Below are 15,173 nucleotides of genomic sequence, written 5' to 3' on the forward strand. Positions count from 1 at the left end.
TAGAGCAAAATGTCACGAGTAGGAAATAAGCCAATAGCATTACCTCAAGGAGTGGAAGTCAAAATTGACGGAAGCACGGTAAACGTGAAAGGTGCCAAAGGAAGCTTAGCGAGAGAAGTCGATAGTGATTTTGATCTTGCTGTTGAGGATGGTCAGATTACAGTTAAGAGACCAACTGATCAAAAAAGACATAAAGCCCTTCATGGTCTATATAGATCATTGATCAATAACATGGTTATTGGTGTATCTGAAGGATATAAGAAAGAATTGGAATTGGTAGGTGTGGGTTATAAAGCAACTACTCAAGGTCAAATTCTTGAGATGAACCTGGGTTATTCTCACAATATATTTATGCAGATCCCATCTGAAGTATCGGTTAGTGCAGAGACTCAAAAGGGTAAAAACCCAATCGTAACTTTGGAATCTACTGATAAAGAATTGGTAGGAGAGGTTGCTGCTAAAATTAGATCACTTAGAAAAATCGAGCCTTACAAAGGAAAAGGTATCAGATTTGTTGGTGAGATTATTAGAAGAAAAGCTGGTAAAACTGCTGCTAAATAATAAATAGACATGGCAATTACTAAAGAGCAAAGAAGACTTAGAATAAGAAGAGGCATCCGCAATAAGATTAGCGGAACTGCTGAACGCCCTAGATTATCTGTTTATAAAAGCAATAAAGCAATCTATGTACAGTTGATCGATGATGTAAACGGAGCTACTCTGTTGGCTACATCTTCAGCTGAACTAGGTACCGCTACTGTGAACATCGAATCTGCAAAAGAAGTAGGTAAGAAATTAGCGGAAAAAGCTTCAGGAAGCGGAATCAGTGCAGTAGTATTTGATAGAGGGGGATACCCATATCACGGAAGAATCAAGGCCTTAGCAGACGGGGCTAGAGAAGGAGGCCTTAAATTTTAATTGATTATGTCTAAGAATAACGTAAAAGCTATAAAAGCAAGTGAAATCGAACTACAAGAAAAAGTAGTGGCGATTAAAAGAGTTGCTAAAGTGGTGAAGGGTGGTAGAAGATTTAGTTTTTCTGCTATCGTAGTTGTCGGTGATGGAAACGGTGTAGTAGGTTACGGTTTGGGTAAAGCCAACGAGGTAACTGATTCTATCACTAAAGGCATAGATGACGCTAAGAAGAATTTGGTAAGAGTACCTGTTTTTAAAGGTACTGTACCTCACGATGCGATTGGTAAGTTCGGTGGTGGATTGGTTCTATTGAAGCCAGCTGCTCAAGGTACCGGGGTTATTGCTGGTGGTGCGATGAGAGCAGTATTAGAGAGTGCAGGTGTACATGATGTACTGGCTAAATCTAAAGGTTCATCTAACCCGCACAACGTGGTAAAGGCTACTTTTGATGCGCTAAATAAAATGAGAGATCCTTATACGGTAGCTCAGCAAAGAGGTGTAGAATTGTCTAAAGTTTTTAACGGCTAAGAAGATGGCGAAGGTAGTAATTACACAAAAGAGAAGTATTATTAAGAGACCTAAGGATCAAAAACTGACAATTCAGGCTTTGGGATTAGGTAGAATTAATAAGTCTGTTGAGAAAGATTTGACTCCTCAAATCGAGGGAATGATCAACAAGGTGGCACACTTAGTGTCTGTAGAGAAGAAATAATTTTAGAACTAATTTCTGAAATCACATAACGATGAAATTAAATAGTTTAAAGCCGGCAGAAGGATCGATTAAGTCCGACAAAAGGATCGGTAGAGGCCAGGGATCTGGTAGAGGGGGAACTTCTACAAGAGGTCACAAAGGAGCCAAATCTAGATCAGGTTATTCTAGAAAGTTAGGTTTCGAAGGGGGACAAATGCCTCTTTATAGACGAGTACCTAAATTTGGTTTCAAATCTCCTAACAGAGTAGAGGCTAAGCCAATTAATCTTGACGCACTTCAGAAATTAGCTGATGAGAAGAAAATAACTGCTATTACTGTTGAAGTATTGGTAGATAATGGACTAGCAGCTAAAGGTGATGTGGTAAAAGTTTTGGGTAGAGGAGAATTGTCTGCTAAAGTAGAGGTTTCTGCTCACGCTTTTTCAAAATCTGCGATCGAGGCTATCGAGAAAGCAGGAGGAAAAGCAACTACAGTTTAATTTATGAAAAAGTTTTTCAGTACGATAAGGAATATTTTCTCGATTGAAGATCTACGCGTTAGGATCTTAAACACGGTTGGCTTCTTGATCATTTTTAGATTAGGAACCTTCGTAGTTTTGCCTGGTATAGATCCTTCTAAACTTGCTGATAAAGCAGAAGGTATATTCGGTCTTTTAGACACATTCTTAGGAGGTGCATTTAACAATGCCTCCATTTTTGGTCTGGGGATTATGCCATATATCTCTGCCTCTATTGTAATCCAGCTTTTGACTATGGCAGTGCCATATTTCCAGAAGTTGCAGAAAGAAGGAGACAGTGGGCGAAAGAAAATTAATCAGATTACAAGGGTACTGACTATTGCGATCACCTTTGCACAAGGTAGTGCCTACTTGGCAGGAGCTATTCCAGCTGAGGCTATCGTACTAGAAAACAAGGTCATGTTTACCTTCTCATCTATTGTAATCTTAACAGCAGGAACTATTTTCTGCATGTGGTTAGGTGAGAGAATTACAGATAAAGGAATTGGAAACGGTATATCGATGCTGATCATGATTGGTATTATCTCTCGTTTCCCGGGTAGTTTGTTGCAGGAAGCAATCACTAGAGGTATGAGCGAAGCTTTGTTCTTCCTTCTTGAATTGATTGGTTTGTTCTTCGTAGTGATGGCGGTAGTGTTGTTGACTCAGGCGGTAAGAAGAATTCCTGTTCAATATGCCAAGCAGGTAGTAGGAAATAAAGTATATGGCGGTCAGCGTCAATACATTCCTCTAAAAGTGAATTCGGCTGGTGTGATGCCGATCATCTTTGCTCAGTCATTGATGTTTTTGCCTGCTATGATTGCAAGTTATTTTGCAGACTCTAGTGATGTGGCGCAGTATATAGGTGCTACTTTCTCTAACTTCCAGTCTTGGCAGTATAACTTGACATTCGGAATTATGATTGTTTTGTTTACTTTCTTTTATACTGCTATCTCGGTGAATCCGAATCAGATTGCAGATGATATGAAAAGAAACGGTGGTTTTATTCCTGGTGTGAAACCTGGAAGCGCTACTTCAGAATTTATAGATACTGTACTGACCAGAGTGACTCTGCCAGGTTCATTGTTCTTAGCGATTGTGGCTGTGATGCCAGCATTTGCTCAGATGGCTGGTGTGAGTACTAACTTTGCTCAGTTCTTTGGAGGTACCTCTTTGTTGATCATGGTAGGTGTGATTTTAGATACGCTACAGCAAATCGAATCATACTTGTTGATGAGACATTATGAAGGAATGATGAAGTCTGGTAAGCTGAAGGGTAGATCGGAAAATATAGCTGTCGCTTAATTATTAAGATTTACTATGGCTAAACAGGCATCAATAGAACAAGATGGTACAATTAAAGAAGCATTGTCAAACGCAATGTTTCGAGTTGAACTTGAAAATGGACATGAGGTAATAGCTCATATTTCTGGAAAGATGAGAATGCATTACATTAAAATCTTGCCAGGTGATAAAGTGAAAATGGAGATGTCTCCATATGACTTAACTAAAGGAAGAATAGTTTACCGCTATAAATAAAAAATTATGAAGGTTAAAGCATCCGTAAAGAAGAGAAGCGCTGACTGCAAGGTCATTCGTAGAAACGGAAAAGTTTACGTTATTAACAAAAAGAACCCTAGGTTCAAGCAAAGACAAGGATAATTATGGCTAGGATTGCAGGAGTAGATATTCCAGATAATAAAAGAGGTGAGATTGCTCTTACCTATATTTTCGGACTGGGTCGTAGTTCAGCTCAAAAGGTATTGACTGAAGCTGGTGTTGACTGGAACAAAAAAGTTCAGGATTGGACTGAAGATGAAGCAGGTAAGATCAGATCTTACATCAGCGAAAACTTCAAGGTTGAAGGTGTTCTAAAATCAGAAGTACAGTTAAATATTAAGCGTCTTCTTGATATCGGATGTTACCGAGGATTGAGACATAGAAAGGGTCTTCCAGTAAGAGGTCAGCATACTAAGAACAATGCTAGAACCAGAAAAGGTAAAAGAAAAACTGTTGCCAATAAGAAGAAGGCTACTAAATAATAATTGACAATGGCACAAAAAAGAAAAGATAAAGGTAGAAAAAGAGTCGTTGTTGTTGAGCCGATTGGCCAAGCGCACATCAAAGCTTCATTCAACAATATCATCATTTCATTGACCAATCAAACAGGTCAGGTGATTTCTTGGGCTTCTGCTGGTAAAATGGGCTTCAAAGGTTCTAAGAAAAACACTCCTTATGCTGCGCAAGTAGCTGCTCAGGACTGTGCACAAGCTGCATATGAGCTTGGACTTAGAAAAGTTGAGGTTTTTGTGAAAGGTCCTGGAGCTGGACGTGAGTCAGCGATCAGAACTATCCAAAATGCAGGTATCGAAGTAACTATGATTAAAGATGTTACTCCACTGCCTCACAACGGATGTAGACCTCCAAAAAGAAGAAGAGTTTAATATCATTTTTAGAAGAAATAGGAAATGGCAAGATATAGAGGACCAAAAACTAAGATTGCGAGAAAATTCAATGATCCAATCTATGGCCCAGATAAGACTTTAGCTAAAAAGAACTATCCTCCTGGACAACACGGAAGAGGTAGAAGAAAAAAGCAGTCAGAATATGCGATTCAGCTTGCTGAAAAGCAGAAAGCTAAATATACCTATGGTTTGTTAGAGAAGCAGTTCTCTAATCTTTTTGACCATGCTTCTAGAAAAAGCGGTATTACTGGTGAGATTCTATTGCAATTGTTGGAATCAAGATTGGACAACATCGTATTCAGATTAGGAATCGCTCCTACAAGAAACGCTGCTAGACAATTGGTTCTTCACAAGCATATCACCGTCAATGGCGAAATTGTAAATGTTCCTTCATTTAGTGTGAAATTGGGAGATATCGTAGCGGTAAGAGAGAAATCTAAATCTTTGGAAGCCATTACTTATAGTCTTTCAAGAGGGGCTGTTAGCAAATACCCTTGGTTGGAGTGGGATTCAACTGAACTAGCCGGTAAACTGACAGTTCTTCCTACTAGAGAGGAGATTCCTGAGAACATCAAGGAGCAACTCATAGTAGAATTGTACTCTAAATAATCTATTCATTAATTTTTTAAGCAAGAAATAATTATGTCAATACTAGCATTTCAAATGCCTGAGAAGGTGGTGATGGAGAAGGCTGATGACTTTCACGGCTTGTTTACCTTTAAACCGCTTGAGCAGGGCTATGGTGTAACTGTGGGCAATGCGTTGAGAAGAATTCTATTGTCTTCACTAGAAGGTTATGCCATCACTGGAATTAAAATCCCTGGAGTATTGCATGAATTTTCTACAATTGAGGGTGTAGTAGAAGATGTGTCTGAAATCATCTTGAACCTGAAAATGGTTCGTTTCAAGAAGATTGCAGATGTAGCGGATAGCAAAATTGTAGTAAGTTTATCTGGTAAGAAGGAATTCAAAGCAGGTGATATAAATGGTTCTACAGAAGCATTCGAAATCTTGAATCCGGATCACGTGATTTGTCACATGGATGAGAGTGTTAAATTCGAAATTGAATTGACAATCGAAAAAGGTCGTGGTTATGTAGCTGCTGAGGAAAATAAACCTGCTGAACAAGTATTTGGTTTTATTCCAATCGATGCAGTTTTCACTCCAATCAAGAATGTGAAGTTTTCTGTTGAAAACACTCGTGTAGAGCAAAAAACAGATTACGAGCAGTTGATTCTTGATATCGAGACTGACGGATCTATTCACCCTGAGAATGCATTGAAAGGTGCAGCTAATATCTTAATCCAACACTTCATGTTGTTCTCTGATCAGACGATGATCCTGGATACGCATGACGCAGGTGAGCCTGAGGCAGTGGATGAAGAGATGCTTCACATGAGAAAACTGTTGAAGACTGGCTTGAATGATCTCGATCTTTCGGTTAGAGCTTATAACTGTCTGAAAGCTGCTGATGTGAGAACATTGGGAGATTTGGTAAGACTGGAAATTTCTGATATGATGAAGTTCAGAAACTTTGGTAAGAAATCGTTGGCAGAGCTAGAGCAGCTTGTTGCTGATAAGAACTTAACTTTTGGCATGGATTTGTCAAAATATAAATTAGACGAGGAGTAAAAATGAGACACGGGAAGAAATTTAATCATTTAGGTAGAACTGCATCGCACAGAGGCGCGATGTTATCTAACATGGCTTCTTCTTTGATTTTGCACAAGAGAATTACAACTACTGTTGCAAAAGCAAAAGCTTTAAGAAAGTACGTAGAGCCTATCATCACCAGAGCAAAGGATGATACCACTCACTCTAGAAGAGTAGTGTTCTCTTACTTGCAAAATAAGGAATCTGTAACTGAGCTTTTCGGCAGTGTAGCTGATAAAGTTGCTAACAGACCGGGTGGTTATACTCGTATCCTTAAAACTGGTAACAGATTAGGGGATAATGCAGATATGTGTATTATGGAGTTGGTTGATTACAACGAATTGATGCTCAAGGAATCTGCTCCGGCTAAAGCTAAGACAAGAAGAAGTAGAAGAGGTAAAGGAACATCTGCAGGAGAAACTCCAGCAGTGGAAGTAGCTGCTACTGAAGAAGTAGTAGAAACTGCTCCTGAAGCACCTGAAGCTACTACAGAAGAAGCTCCTGAGAAGGAAGAGTCTTCTGATGATTCTCAAAAAGAGGATAAGCAATAATTGAAAAGATTATTATCATATAAAAGCCATCTCGATAAGTGTCGGGATGGCTTTTTTTATGTCTAAAAAATAGTAAGATTTGCGGTGAATTAATCACCGTCTTCTGAGGCTCATATGAAACTAAAACAACGCGACAAAGCTTTTTTACTCCTGGCAGATGGGAGTTATTTTGAAGGTACTTCGATAGGAAGTAAAGGCACCAGTGGTGGAGAGATCTGCTTTAATACTGGGATGACTGGTTATCAAGAGGTATATACTGACCCGTCCTACTTTGGACAGATTATCGTGAATACCAACTCACATATTGGTAACTATGGTTCGGTTGATTTTGAAATAGAATCAGACAGACCTAAAATTAATGGCCTGGTGGTGAATGAATATTCCGAGATTCATAGCCGCCACGATGGTGAGTCTACTTTGGACGAGTATTTAGAGAAAAACGGTATCGTTGGGATAGCGGACTTGGATACTAGAAAGATCGTAAAGCAAATCAGAAGTCAAGGTGCTATGAATGCCATCATTACTTCTGAGATTGATGATTTGGCTAAACTGAGAGAAGAGCTCGGGAAGGTGCCAAGTATGGATCATTTGGAGTTGTCTTCTAAAGTGACGACAAAGGAACCGTACCTACTAAACGAAGGTGGTGAATATAAGGTAGCAGTGCTGGATATTGGGTGTAAGAAGTCCATTTTGACTAATATGACCAATAGAGGTTGTGAGTTAAAGGTTTTTCCGGCGGAGACTTCATTTGCAGATTTGAAGGCTTATAACCCAGATGGCTATTTTATCTCTAATGGACCGGGTGATCCTGCAGCCATGCCTTATGCAATCGAGACTGTAAAACAAATCATGGATGAGGATAAACCTATGTTCGGGATTTGTTTGGGACATCAAATCATCGCTTTGGCAAATGGTGTGAGTACTTACAAGATGCACCATGGTCATAGAGGACTAAATCATCCAGTGAAGAACCTGGTGACTGGTAGAAGTGAAGTTACTTCTCAAAATCACGGTTTTGCAGTGGATAAAAAGGAAGTGGAAGCTTCTGATAAATTAGAATTAACACACATTAATCTCAATGATAATACCGTAGCTGGAATTAGAGTTAAGGGCAAGCCTGTATTTTCAGTACAGCATCACCCGGAGGCTTCTCCGGGACCTCACGATTCCAGGTATTTATTTGACGATTTTATTCAACTAATTAAAAAACAAAAAGAATCATGAGTTTGATCGAAAGTGTATTTGCAAGACAAATACTGGATTCAAGAGGAAATCCAACCATCGAAGTAGATGTAGTAACTGAAAGCGGTGTGTTAGGACGAGCGGCTGTTCCATCTGGAGCATCTACTGGCGTTAACGAGGCTGTTGAATTAAGAGACGGTGATAAGGGCACTTACTTAGGTAAGGGTGTTTTGAAAGCGGTAGAGAATGTAAATGACGTAATCCAGCCAGAGGTAATTGGTCTATCTGTTTTTGATCAACGCTATATCGATCAATTGATGATTGATTTGGATGGTACTGAAACTAAGAGCAAGTTAGGAGCCAATGCTATCTTGGGTGTTTCTTTGGCAGTAGCTAAAGCAGCAGCTGAAGAATTAGGTCTTCCTCTTTTCAGATACATCGGGGGTACTAATGCACACACATTGCCAGTACCAATGATGAACATCATCAATGGTGGATCTCACTCTGATGCGACTATCGCATTCCAGGAGTTTATGATCCGTCCAGTTGGAGCTGAGACTTTTTCTCAGGCAATGCAAATGGGAGCTGAGACCTTCCACGCGTTGAAGAAAATTTTACATGACAAAGGTTTGAGTACTGCAGTAGGTGATGAGGGAGGATTTGCTCCTGCATTTACAGGTGGTACTGAAGAAGCGCTAGAAAGCGTATTGAGCGCGATCAAAGCGGCAGGATACGAGCCAGGTAAGGATATTACTATTGGATTGGATTGTGCTTCTTCTGAATTCTTCGTGGATGGCAAATATGACTACTCTAAATTCGAAGGGCCAAATGGTCAGAAGAGAAATGCTGAAGAGCAAGTAGCTTATTTGGCTGAACTAGTAGAGAAATATCCAATCGATTCTATTGAGGATGGATGTGCTGAAGAAGATTGGTCTACTTGGGCGCTTTTGACTGAGAAAATCGGTGACAAGTGTCAGCTAGTTGGTGATGATTTGTTTGTGACCAACGTGAAGTTCTTGCAAAGAGGTATCGAAGAGAAATCTGCGAACTCTATCTTGATCAAGGTAAACCAAATCGGTACTTTATCTGAAACTTTGGACGCTATCGAATTGGCTCACAAAGCGGGATTCACTGCTGTAATCTCACACAGATCAGGTGAAACTGAAGATGCTACTATTGCAGATATCGCAGTGGCTACCAATGCAGGTCAAATCAAGACTGGTTCATTGTCTAGATCTGATAGAATGGCGAAATACAACCAATTGTTAAGAATTGAAGAAGAGCTTGGCGAAGTAGCTAAGTTCCCTAAGGCTTAATTTATTGAGTGAATAATATTAGAAAGGGCTCCTGATTCAGGAGCCCTTTTTTGTTGTTTAGAAACCAAAGTTTGTTCTTTAGCTAATAAATTTCGCACAAGACATAGCTGACTTTAATTTGAAGAGATTAGAATTGACCGATTAAGTTTTATGAAGGTTAAAGAGCAATTGTATCAAGGGCGCATCACTTCGATTGATGCTTTTCGCGGCATTACTATTTTGGTAATGATATTTGTCAATGAATTGGCTGGAGTGTCAAATGTCCCGCAATGGATGAAGCATATGCCAGCTGAGGCAGATGCGATGACTTTTGTTGATCTAGTCTTTCCCGCTTTCTTATTCATTGTAGGGATGTCTGTTCCCTTTGCTTTCAATGCAAGACTGAGGAAAGGGGATAGTAACTTAGAAATTTGGAAACATACGCTCATCCGTAGTTTTGCACTTATTGTGATGGGGCTGTATATGGTCAATGCAGAGTATGGCTATGATGCTAGTCAGATGCTTATCACTCCTTCACTTTGGGCTTTTTTAGCCTATAGTTTACCCATACCCATCTGGAACAAGTACAGTAAAAACTTCTCCAAAACGTGGAAGTACGCGCTACAATATGGAGGAGTATTGGGGCTAGTCGCTTTATACTTCTTGTATGTTAGGGAGGATGGAGGTATTGGCCTTACACCTAAATGGTGGGGGATTTTAGGATTGATTGGTTGGGCCTATCTTTTTACAGTTGTGAGTTACTGGATGGTGAAAGGTAGGATATTAGCCGTTTTTGCATTTTTCCTTCTTTGTGTTAGTGTCAACTGCATAGCTTCTATGGATGGATTGTCCATTAATGAAAATCCTGTTTTTAGTTTTGTTTCGGGACACATGACACATGCTTCAATAGTCAGTGCAGGGGTACTGGTTTCACTATTGTTTTTTGAACGCAAATGGGAAAAAATAAATTGGGCCGTTATTGCATTCGCTGCTCTATTATTTGGTGCTGGATTATTACTAAGGCCTTATTTTGAAGTTTCGAAAATACGTGCGACTCCCTCTTGGTGCTTGTATTCAGCAGGTATCTGCACGATTGTCTATTATTTTCTTTATTGGCTGATGGAGGAAAAGAAACGCGTTTCGTGGAGTGAGTTTTTTATGCCCGCAGCAGCCAATCCTCTTCTTATTTATATCCTCCCAGGTATTATTATTTATTTCAATGCCTCACTTGGCTTTCATGTGATTCCTGAATATTTCGCAAGTGGAGTGCCAGGCATTCTTTGGAGTGCGGTGTTTTCTGTGATCATGCTTTATCTGATGAAACTGTTCAATAGGATGAACATAAGACTGCATATATAAGAAAGCCGGAACAAATTAGATTCATTCCGGCGATCGGTTAAACTAAATTATAATCATTATGGGTATTACATGTCTTCATCGCCTCCATCAAATCCCCCTCGACCCTCTTTCCGCTCTTTTTGGCGGTTGAGTCGGTAGGTAAAGCTGAGGGTGAATTGTCTGGACCTCCATTGAAATACGGATTTAGATTCGAACTCAGCATCGGCTGATTCATTTCTCCATTTTCTGGTGTTAAATAAATCTTGCACACTAGCGGTTAGAGTAGCATTCCCATCAAAAAAGTCACGGGTAGCTCCTATATCTACAGTGTAATAAGCTAGTCTTTTTCCTTGGGTTGTGTTTTGGGGTCCTCGATAGTTCAAATTGGTTTGAAAATCTATGTCTTGAGGAAGCTTGATTTTTGAATTAACTCTGGCACTATACGACCGGGCATCAGCATAGAAATCTTTATCTTCGGCCTCTCCTGATGTGATTCTACGATATATATTGAAATCACCATTTACAACCCACCAATCGGTAAGATCTTGAGATACATTGAGTTCGAATCCATACGCATCTTCCGTTGCTAGATTGAATAGCTGGGAATAGATCACTCCAGATTCATCTGGGTCAGTACTTGGAAAACTCAAACGATCGATTTCATCCGTGGTATGATTGTAATATATGCCTCCATAAAAAGAACCTGTTTGCCAGTTTTGTAAGTAGCCAACCTCGTAAGAGTCTGTCAATTCTGGATCCAAATCAGGATTGCCAATACGGAAATTTCTATTATCACTGAAACTGCTAATTGGGTTGAGGTTTCTGAAACTAGGTCTTCGTAATCGGCGTGAATAACTTAGTTGGAAATTTTGGTCTTCATTGATCTCGTAGGTTAGGTGAAGTGAAGGGAAATAATTGACATAATTTTTCTCATTTCTATCAACAAGATTTTCTGATTGCAATTTGGTCTCAATATCAGTGGCTTCAACTCGTAAGCCTAGCTGATAGGAAAATTGATTCCATTTATTACCATAAATGATGTATCCAGCATAAATGTTTTCTTGATACTCAAAGTCATTGGAAAATCTTTCGTCTCGTTCCCAAACAGTTCCGTTCAAGGAGTCGAGTTGATAGTTGTTTCGAATATTTCGGATTGAGGTACGCGTACCGATTTCGAATTTGCTGTTTTCTGATAGGGGATGTATGTAATCGAGTTGAAATAGCTGGGTGTTTTCACCTTCATCGTTTCTTACCTTCTGATTGAGATCTTCTTTTTTTGGATTAGTGGTTGTTTCAATGATGTCAGACTGTTCAAGTTCACTATTGTCTCTGTATTGAAAGTAGGCCGTTAACTTGTGTTCTTCTTGGGAGAAGGTTTTCTCATAGTTGAGTGAAATCTCTGTGAGACTTTCGTCTTCCGTCTCTTTATCTTTCCGATTGGTGACGTAATTTAACGAATCGTTAATGTCATAGTCTTCATAGACTATTGCAGTGTTGTTGGTTTCATCCCCGATATTGTAAATCCCTGTTAGTGTCAACTTGTTATTATCATTGATGAAATAGTCAGCACCTATACGGTAGTTTTGAGAAATCCCACCTCGGTCGTGTCGTCTGTCTCTATCGGTAGAGTATGTAGAGTCAATTTGAGAGGTTATCGAGTCCAATTCAAAGTATTTAGAAAAGGATTCTCCATAGCCGTTATAGCGGCGGTAGCTCAGACCTGCCCCGGCGAAGAAGTTGAATTTACCTGATCGGTAGTTGATACTGGCGTTGGGCCTAATGAGGTTTGGATATCCTAGGTCTAGTCCAAACGTACCATTCAAGCCCCTCTTAGCATCTTTTTTCAGTACGATATTAATGATACCACCCGTACCCTCTGCATCGTATTGTGCAGATGGGTTAGTGATAACTTCAACCCTTTCGATCATGTTGCCCTGAAGCATACGAAGGGCATCTTGATTGCTCATGCCCGCCATGCCAGATGGTTTCCCGTCTATCAGGATATTTACATTATCATTGCCTCGTAGAGAAACATTGCCCTCTACATCAACTTGAACTGAAGGGAGGTTGTCCAGAATGTCTGAAGCATTTTTACCGACGTTGCTTACATTCTCTCCGACATTGAATGTCTTTTTGTCTAGGGAGAATTCAACCTGTTCTTTTCTTCCTTCGACAACCACTTCTTTGAGCTGCTTGCTATCCTCAGATAGAGGTATGCTACCCACACGGACATCCGAATTGTTAACTACAACTTCTATTTTCTTACTTTGATATGAAATGAATTTTACTTCCAGATAGTAACTCCCAGGTTTAACTTCAAAATTAAAGGTCCCGCTTTCTTGTGTGATGGTTCCTGATATGAGCTCGTCCGTGGACTTGTTATGAATGGAGACTGTGGCATAACCAAGAGCTTGCTGATTGGAGGCATCTACCACTTTGCCAGACACGGTGAATTTTCTTGCATCCTCAGCCTTGGCTAAAAAAGTTAATGATGAAAGTACCAATAAAATTCCTGTGATAATAAATCTCATATTTCAGTTTTTGCTTTTTAGTTTTTGACCTTACAAAGGTTGAAAGCAATTCTATTGAGAATTTGAAGTTTAAAGGGAAATAGAGATTTGGTGCAGGGAGTTTTTGTCGTCGAAACGATAGTTGATGGTATAATCCGATACTTCACATATTTTTTGAACTATCGAAAGACCAAGTCCGATGGAGTCATTAGTCGTACTTTCTTTTCTGAAGCGTTGGAGCAGCTCTTCTGTTTTACCTTTAGGTGCCAATCCCGGATTGGTTATTTTCAGTTGATTATGGGATAGTTGGATGCTTATCGAACCACCTTCTTTCAGGTTGTGTTTGATGGCATTCTGGATGAGGTTGTTCAGCATGATTTCAACTAGCGTTGGGTCATTTTCGGTCTCCGTCGGTTCTAGAGATTTTTCGATTGATATACCTCTCATTTCGAACAAGTCTTCCTTTTCCTCACAGATTCTTTCAATCAAGGTGTCTATCCGTAACCGCTCTAGTTTGTTAAATTCATTGTTTTCTATCCTGCTTAATATGACTAGGGATTGTTGAATACGCGAAACTTTTCCTAGCGCTTTTTGTGCATCCACGATCCATTCCATTTGTTCTTCTGACAAAGACTGGTGCTGCATGAGTAGATCTAGTTTGCCTGAGGCAATGGCCATGGGAGTGCGAATTTCATGCGCAATATCCCCTGAGAATTCTTTGAGGTTTTTGTAATCTGCGATGGCCTTTTTGGACATCTGTGTCAGGAATTCATTGAGCTTTTTGAATTCGAAAGTGCTACTGGGAATAGCCTCTACAGGCACTCCTTTTTCCAGATTGAAATTTTTGATTTTAACCAGACTTTGGTTGAATGGGCCCAATAAATAGCGAGATATAAAGAACCCAGCTATTAATGATAGAACCGCTAAGAAAACGAATAAAGTGAGAGTCGCCTGAAAAGTTGTGTCGAAAGTATCTTCTTGCTCGATCATAGACTCGTATAGTTCGAATCGGTACCAGTTGTTGTTGATAGGTTTGACTTGTTTGATCTTGCGATGATGGGTGACTGCACGAAAAGGGCGATGGTAAGCAATCGTATCCAGGTATTCTCGACTTTCCTGTATATCTGCTGTATCTTTTATCAACTGGATATTGATGTGTTCGTCAATTAGCGAATCATAGGGTATTCCTTTTTGAATCAGGGATGACAACTGTCGTACTTGATTGTTGAGCTCGTAATCGGTTTCACGATCCACCAGTTGGGTAAAGGTGAAGTAGTAAAAGATGCCTCCTGATGATATGACAATCACACAGAGAATAAAATAGGCTAAAATGAATTTTTGAGACAGCTTCATTATTCTACTGAATATTTATAACCGGATCCATATACGGTTTTGATGAAATCATTCCCCCCAGCATTCATTATCTTTTTCCTCAGGTTTTTGATGTGCTGATAGACAAAATCTAAAGAACCTAAGGTGTCTGCATCTTCTCCCCAAAGGTGCTCTGCTATTGCCAGCTTGGTCAGGATTCGATTTTTGTTGGCATAGATGTATATGAGCAGGTCATACTCTTTTTTGGTTAGAGCGATTGGCAATCCTTCTACATTGACTTCTCTTTTGTCTGTGTCGATACGGATATTGCCTAGTTGTAAAAAAGGGTTCCCATCCAGCTTTTTTCTTCTGTAGATGGCATTTAGACGTGCCATTAGCTCAGTCATAAAATAGGGCTTGGTGATATAGTCGTCAGCCCCAAGATTTAAACCTTCCACCCGATCGTCTAATTCATTCTTAGCAGAGGCGATTAATATCCCTGTTGGGATGTTTCTAGACTTGATGAATTCGATGATTTCAATTCCGTCACCATCTGGGAGCATCCTGTCCAGGATGATGATGTCGTATTCATAGGCGACCAAACGATCCTGGCATTGCTTGATGTTTTCAGCGCATTCACACATGACCCCTTCATTTTGAAGATAGGTCAAAATGTTTTTTTGTAAATCCAGGTTATCCTCTGTTAATAATACTTTCATTGCTCTTGATGATACAAATTAAACAT

The 15,173-nt window shown here is 39.7% G+C and carries 19 protein-coding genes; 16 read left to right on the forward strand and 3 right to left on the reverse strand.

Annotation, left to right across the window (positions count from 1 at the left end):
* Positions 1-9: 9 nt before the first annotated feature.
* The 16 genes from rplF (at position 10) to N7U62_RS20275 (ending at position 10,628) form a co-directional block, all read left to right on the forward strand.
* Positions 10-561: a 50S ribosomal protein L6 gene (gene rplF, locus N7U62_RS20200; protein ID WP_264139909.1), complete on the forward strand. Its 552-nt coding sequence runs from the start codon at positions 10-12 to the stop codon at positions 559-561.
* Positions 562-570: 9 nt separating this feature from the next.
* A complete protein-coding gene (gene rplR / locus N7U62_RS20205; protein ID WP_264139910.1) occupies positions 571-918 on the forward strand; it encodes a 50S ribosomal protein L18 in 348 nt (115 codons plus the stop codon).
* A 6-nt stretch (positions 919-924) separates the two neighbouring features.
* Positions 925-1,443, forward strand: coding sequence for a 30S ribosomal protein S5 (rpsE, locus tag N7U62_RS20210; protein ID WP_264139911.1), 519 nt, complete (start codon positions 925-927; stop codon positions 1,441-1,443).
* A gap of 4 nt (positions 1,444-1,447) precedes the next feature.
* On the forward strand, positions 1,448-1,627 hold the full coding sequence (rpmD, locus tag N7U62_RS20215) for a 50S ribosomal protein L30 (RefSeq protein WP_264139912.1): 180 nt from the start codon (positions 1,448-1,450) through the stop codon (positions 1,625-1,627).
* A gap of 31 nt (positions 1,628-1,658) precedes the next feature.
* A complete protein-coding gene (gene rplO, locus N7U62_RS20220) occupies positions 1,659-2,105 on the forward strand; it encodes a 50S ribosomal protein L15 (protein WP_264139913.1) in 447 nt (148 codons plus the stop codon).
* 3 nt (positions 2,106-2,108) lie between these two features.
* A complete protein-coding gene (gene secY, locus N7U62_RS20225; RefSeq protein ID WP_264139914.1) occupies positions 2,109-3,428 on the forward strand; it encodes a preprotein translocase subunit SecY in 1,320 nt (439 codons plus the stop codon).
* A gap of 15 nt (positions 3,429-3,443) precedes the next feature.
* Positions 3,444-3,662, forward strand: a complete 219-nt coding sequence (gene infA, locus N7U62_RS20230) for a translation initiation factor IF-1 (RefSeq protein WP_264139915.1) — start codon at positions 3,444-3,446, stop codon at positions 3,660-3,662.
* Positions 3,663-3,668: 6 nt separating this feature from the next.
* The gene (gene ykgO / locus N7U62_RS20235) at positions 3,669-3,785 is read left to right on the forward strand and encodes a type B 50S ribosomal protein L36 (RefSeq protein WP_073122828.1); all 117 of its coding nucleotides are present in this window, start codon (positions 3,669-3,671) and stop codon (positions 3,783-3,785) included.
* A gap of 2 nt (positions 3,786-3,787) precedes the next feature.
* Positions 3,788-4,165, forward strand: a complete 378-nt coding sequence (gene rpsM, locus N7U62_RS20240; protein WP_264139916.1) for a 30S ribosomal protein S13 — start codon at positions 3,788-3,790, stop codon at positions 4,163-4,165.
* 9 nt (positions 4,166-4,174) lie between these two features.
* Positions 4,175-4,567: a 30S ribosomal protein S11 gene (gene rpsK / locus N7U62_RS20245; protein ID WP_099599725.1), complete on the forward strand. Its 393-nt coding sequence runs from the start codon at positions 4,175-4,177 to the stop codon at positions 4,565-4,567.
* A gap of 24 nt (positions 4,568-4,591) precedes the next feature.
* Positions 4,592-5,197 carry a 30S ribosomal protein S4 gene (rpsD, locus tag N7U62_RS20250; protein WP_264139918.1) on the forward strand — a complete coding sequence of 202 codons (606 nt, stop codon included), beginning with the start codon at positions 4,592-4,594 and terminating at the stop codon, positions 5,195-5,197.
* 33 nt (positions 5,198-5,230) lie between these two features.
* Entirely contained in the window at positions 5,231-6,220 is a 990-nt protein-coding gene (locus N7U62_RS20255; protein ID WP_264139919.1) for a DNA-directed RNA polymerase subunit alpha, read from the forward strand.
* 2 nt (positions 6,221-6,222) lie between these two features.
* Positions 6,223-6,792 carry a 50S ribosomal protein L17 gene (rplQ, locus tag N7U62_RS20260; protein WP_264139920.1) on the forward strand — a complete coding sequence of 190 codons (570 nt, stop codon included), beginning with the start codon at positions 6,223-6,225 and terminating at the stop codon, positions 6,790-6,792.
* Positions 6,793-6,906: 114 nt separating this feature from the next.
* Positions 6,907-8,016 carry a glutamine-hydrolyzing carbamoyl-phosphate synthase small subunit gene (gene carA / locus N7U62_RS20265; RefSeq protein WP_264139921.1) on the forward strand — a complete coding sequence of 370 codons (1,110 nt, stop codon included), beginning with the start codon at positions 6,907-6,909 and terminating at the stop codon, positions 8,014-8,016.
* A complete protein-coding gene (gene eno, locus N7U62_RS20270) occupies positions 8,013-9,290 on the forward strand; it encodes a phosphopyruvate hydratase (protein ID WP_264139922.1) in 1,278 nt (425 codons plus the stop codon). The genes carA and eno overlap by 4 nt, the downstream gene beginning before the upstream one ends.
* A gap of 150 nt (positions 9,291-9,440) precedes the next feature.
* A complete protein-coding gene (locus tag N7U62_RS20275; protein ID WP_264139923.1) occupies positions 9,441-10,628 on the forward strand; it encodes a DUF5009 domain-containing protein in 1,188 nt (395 codons plus the stop codon).
* A 65-nt stretch (positions 10,629-10,693) separates the two neighbouring features.
* On the opposite strand, the gene N7U62_RS20280 is transcribed toward N7U62_RS20275, so the two are convergent.
* The 3 genes from N7U62_RS20280 to N7U62_RS20290 all read right to left on the reverse strand — a co-directional run bounded on the left by N7U62_RS20280 (position 10,694) and on the right by N7U62_RS20290 (position 15,147).
* Positions 10,694-13,138, reverse strand: coding sequence for a TonB-dependent receptor (locus N7U62_RS20280; RefSeq protein WP_264139924.1), 2,445 nt, complete (start codon positions 13,136-13,138; stop codon positions 10,694-10,696).
* Positions 13,139-13,207: 69 nt separating this feature from the next.
* Positions 13,208-14,470 (reverse strand): sensor histidine kinase, encoded by a 1,263-nt coding sequence (locus N7U62_RS20285; protein ID WP_264139925.1) that lies wholly within the window; start codon positions 14,468-14,470, stop codon positions 13,208-13,210.
* Entirely contained in the window at positions 14,470-15,147 is a 678-nt protein-coding gene (locus N7U62_RS20290) for a response regulator transcription factor (protein WP_264139926.1), read from the reverse strand. Before N7U62_RS20290 ends, N7U62_RS20285 begins: the two co-directional genes overlap by 1 nt.
* Positions 15,148-15,173 lie beyond the last annotated feature (26 nt).

This window comes from Reichenbachiella ulvae (genome assembly GCF_025833875.1).
GTDB classification, from domain to species: domain Bacteria; phylum Bacteroidota; class Bacteroidia; order Cytophagales; family Cyclobacteriaceae; genus Reichenbachiella; species Reichenbachiella ulvae.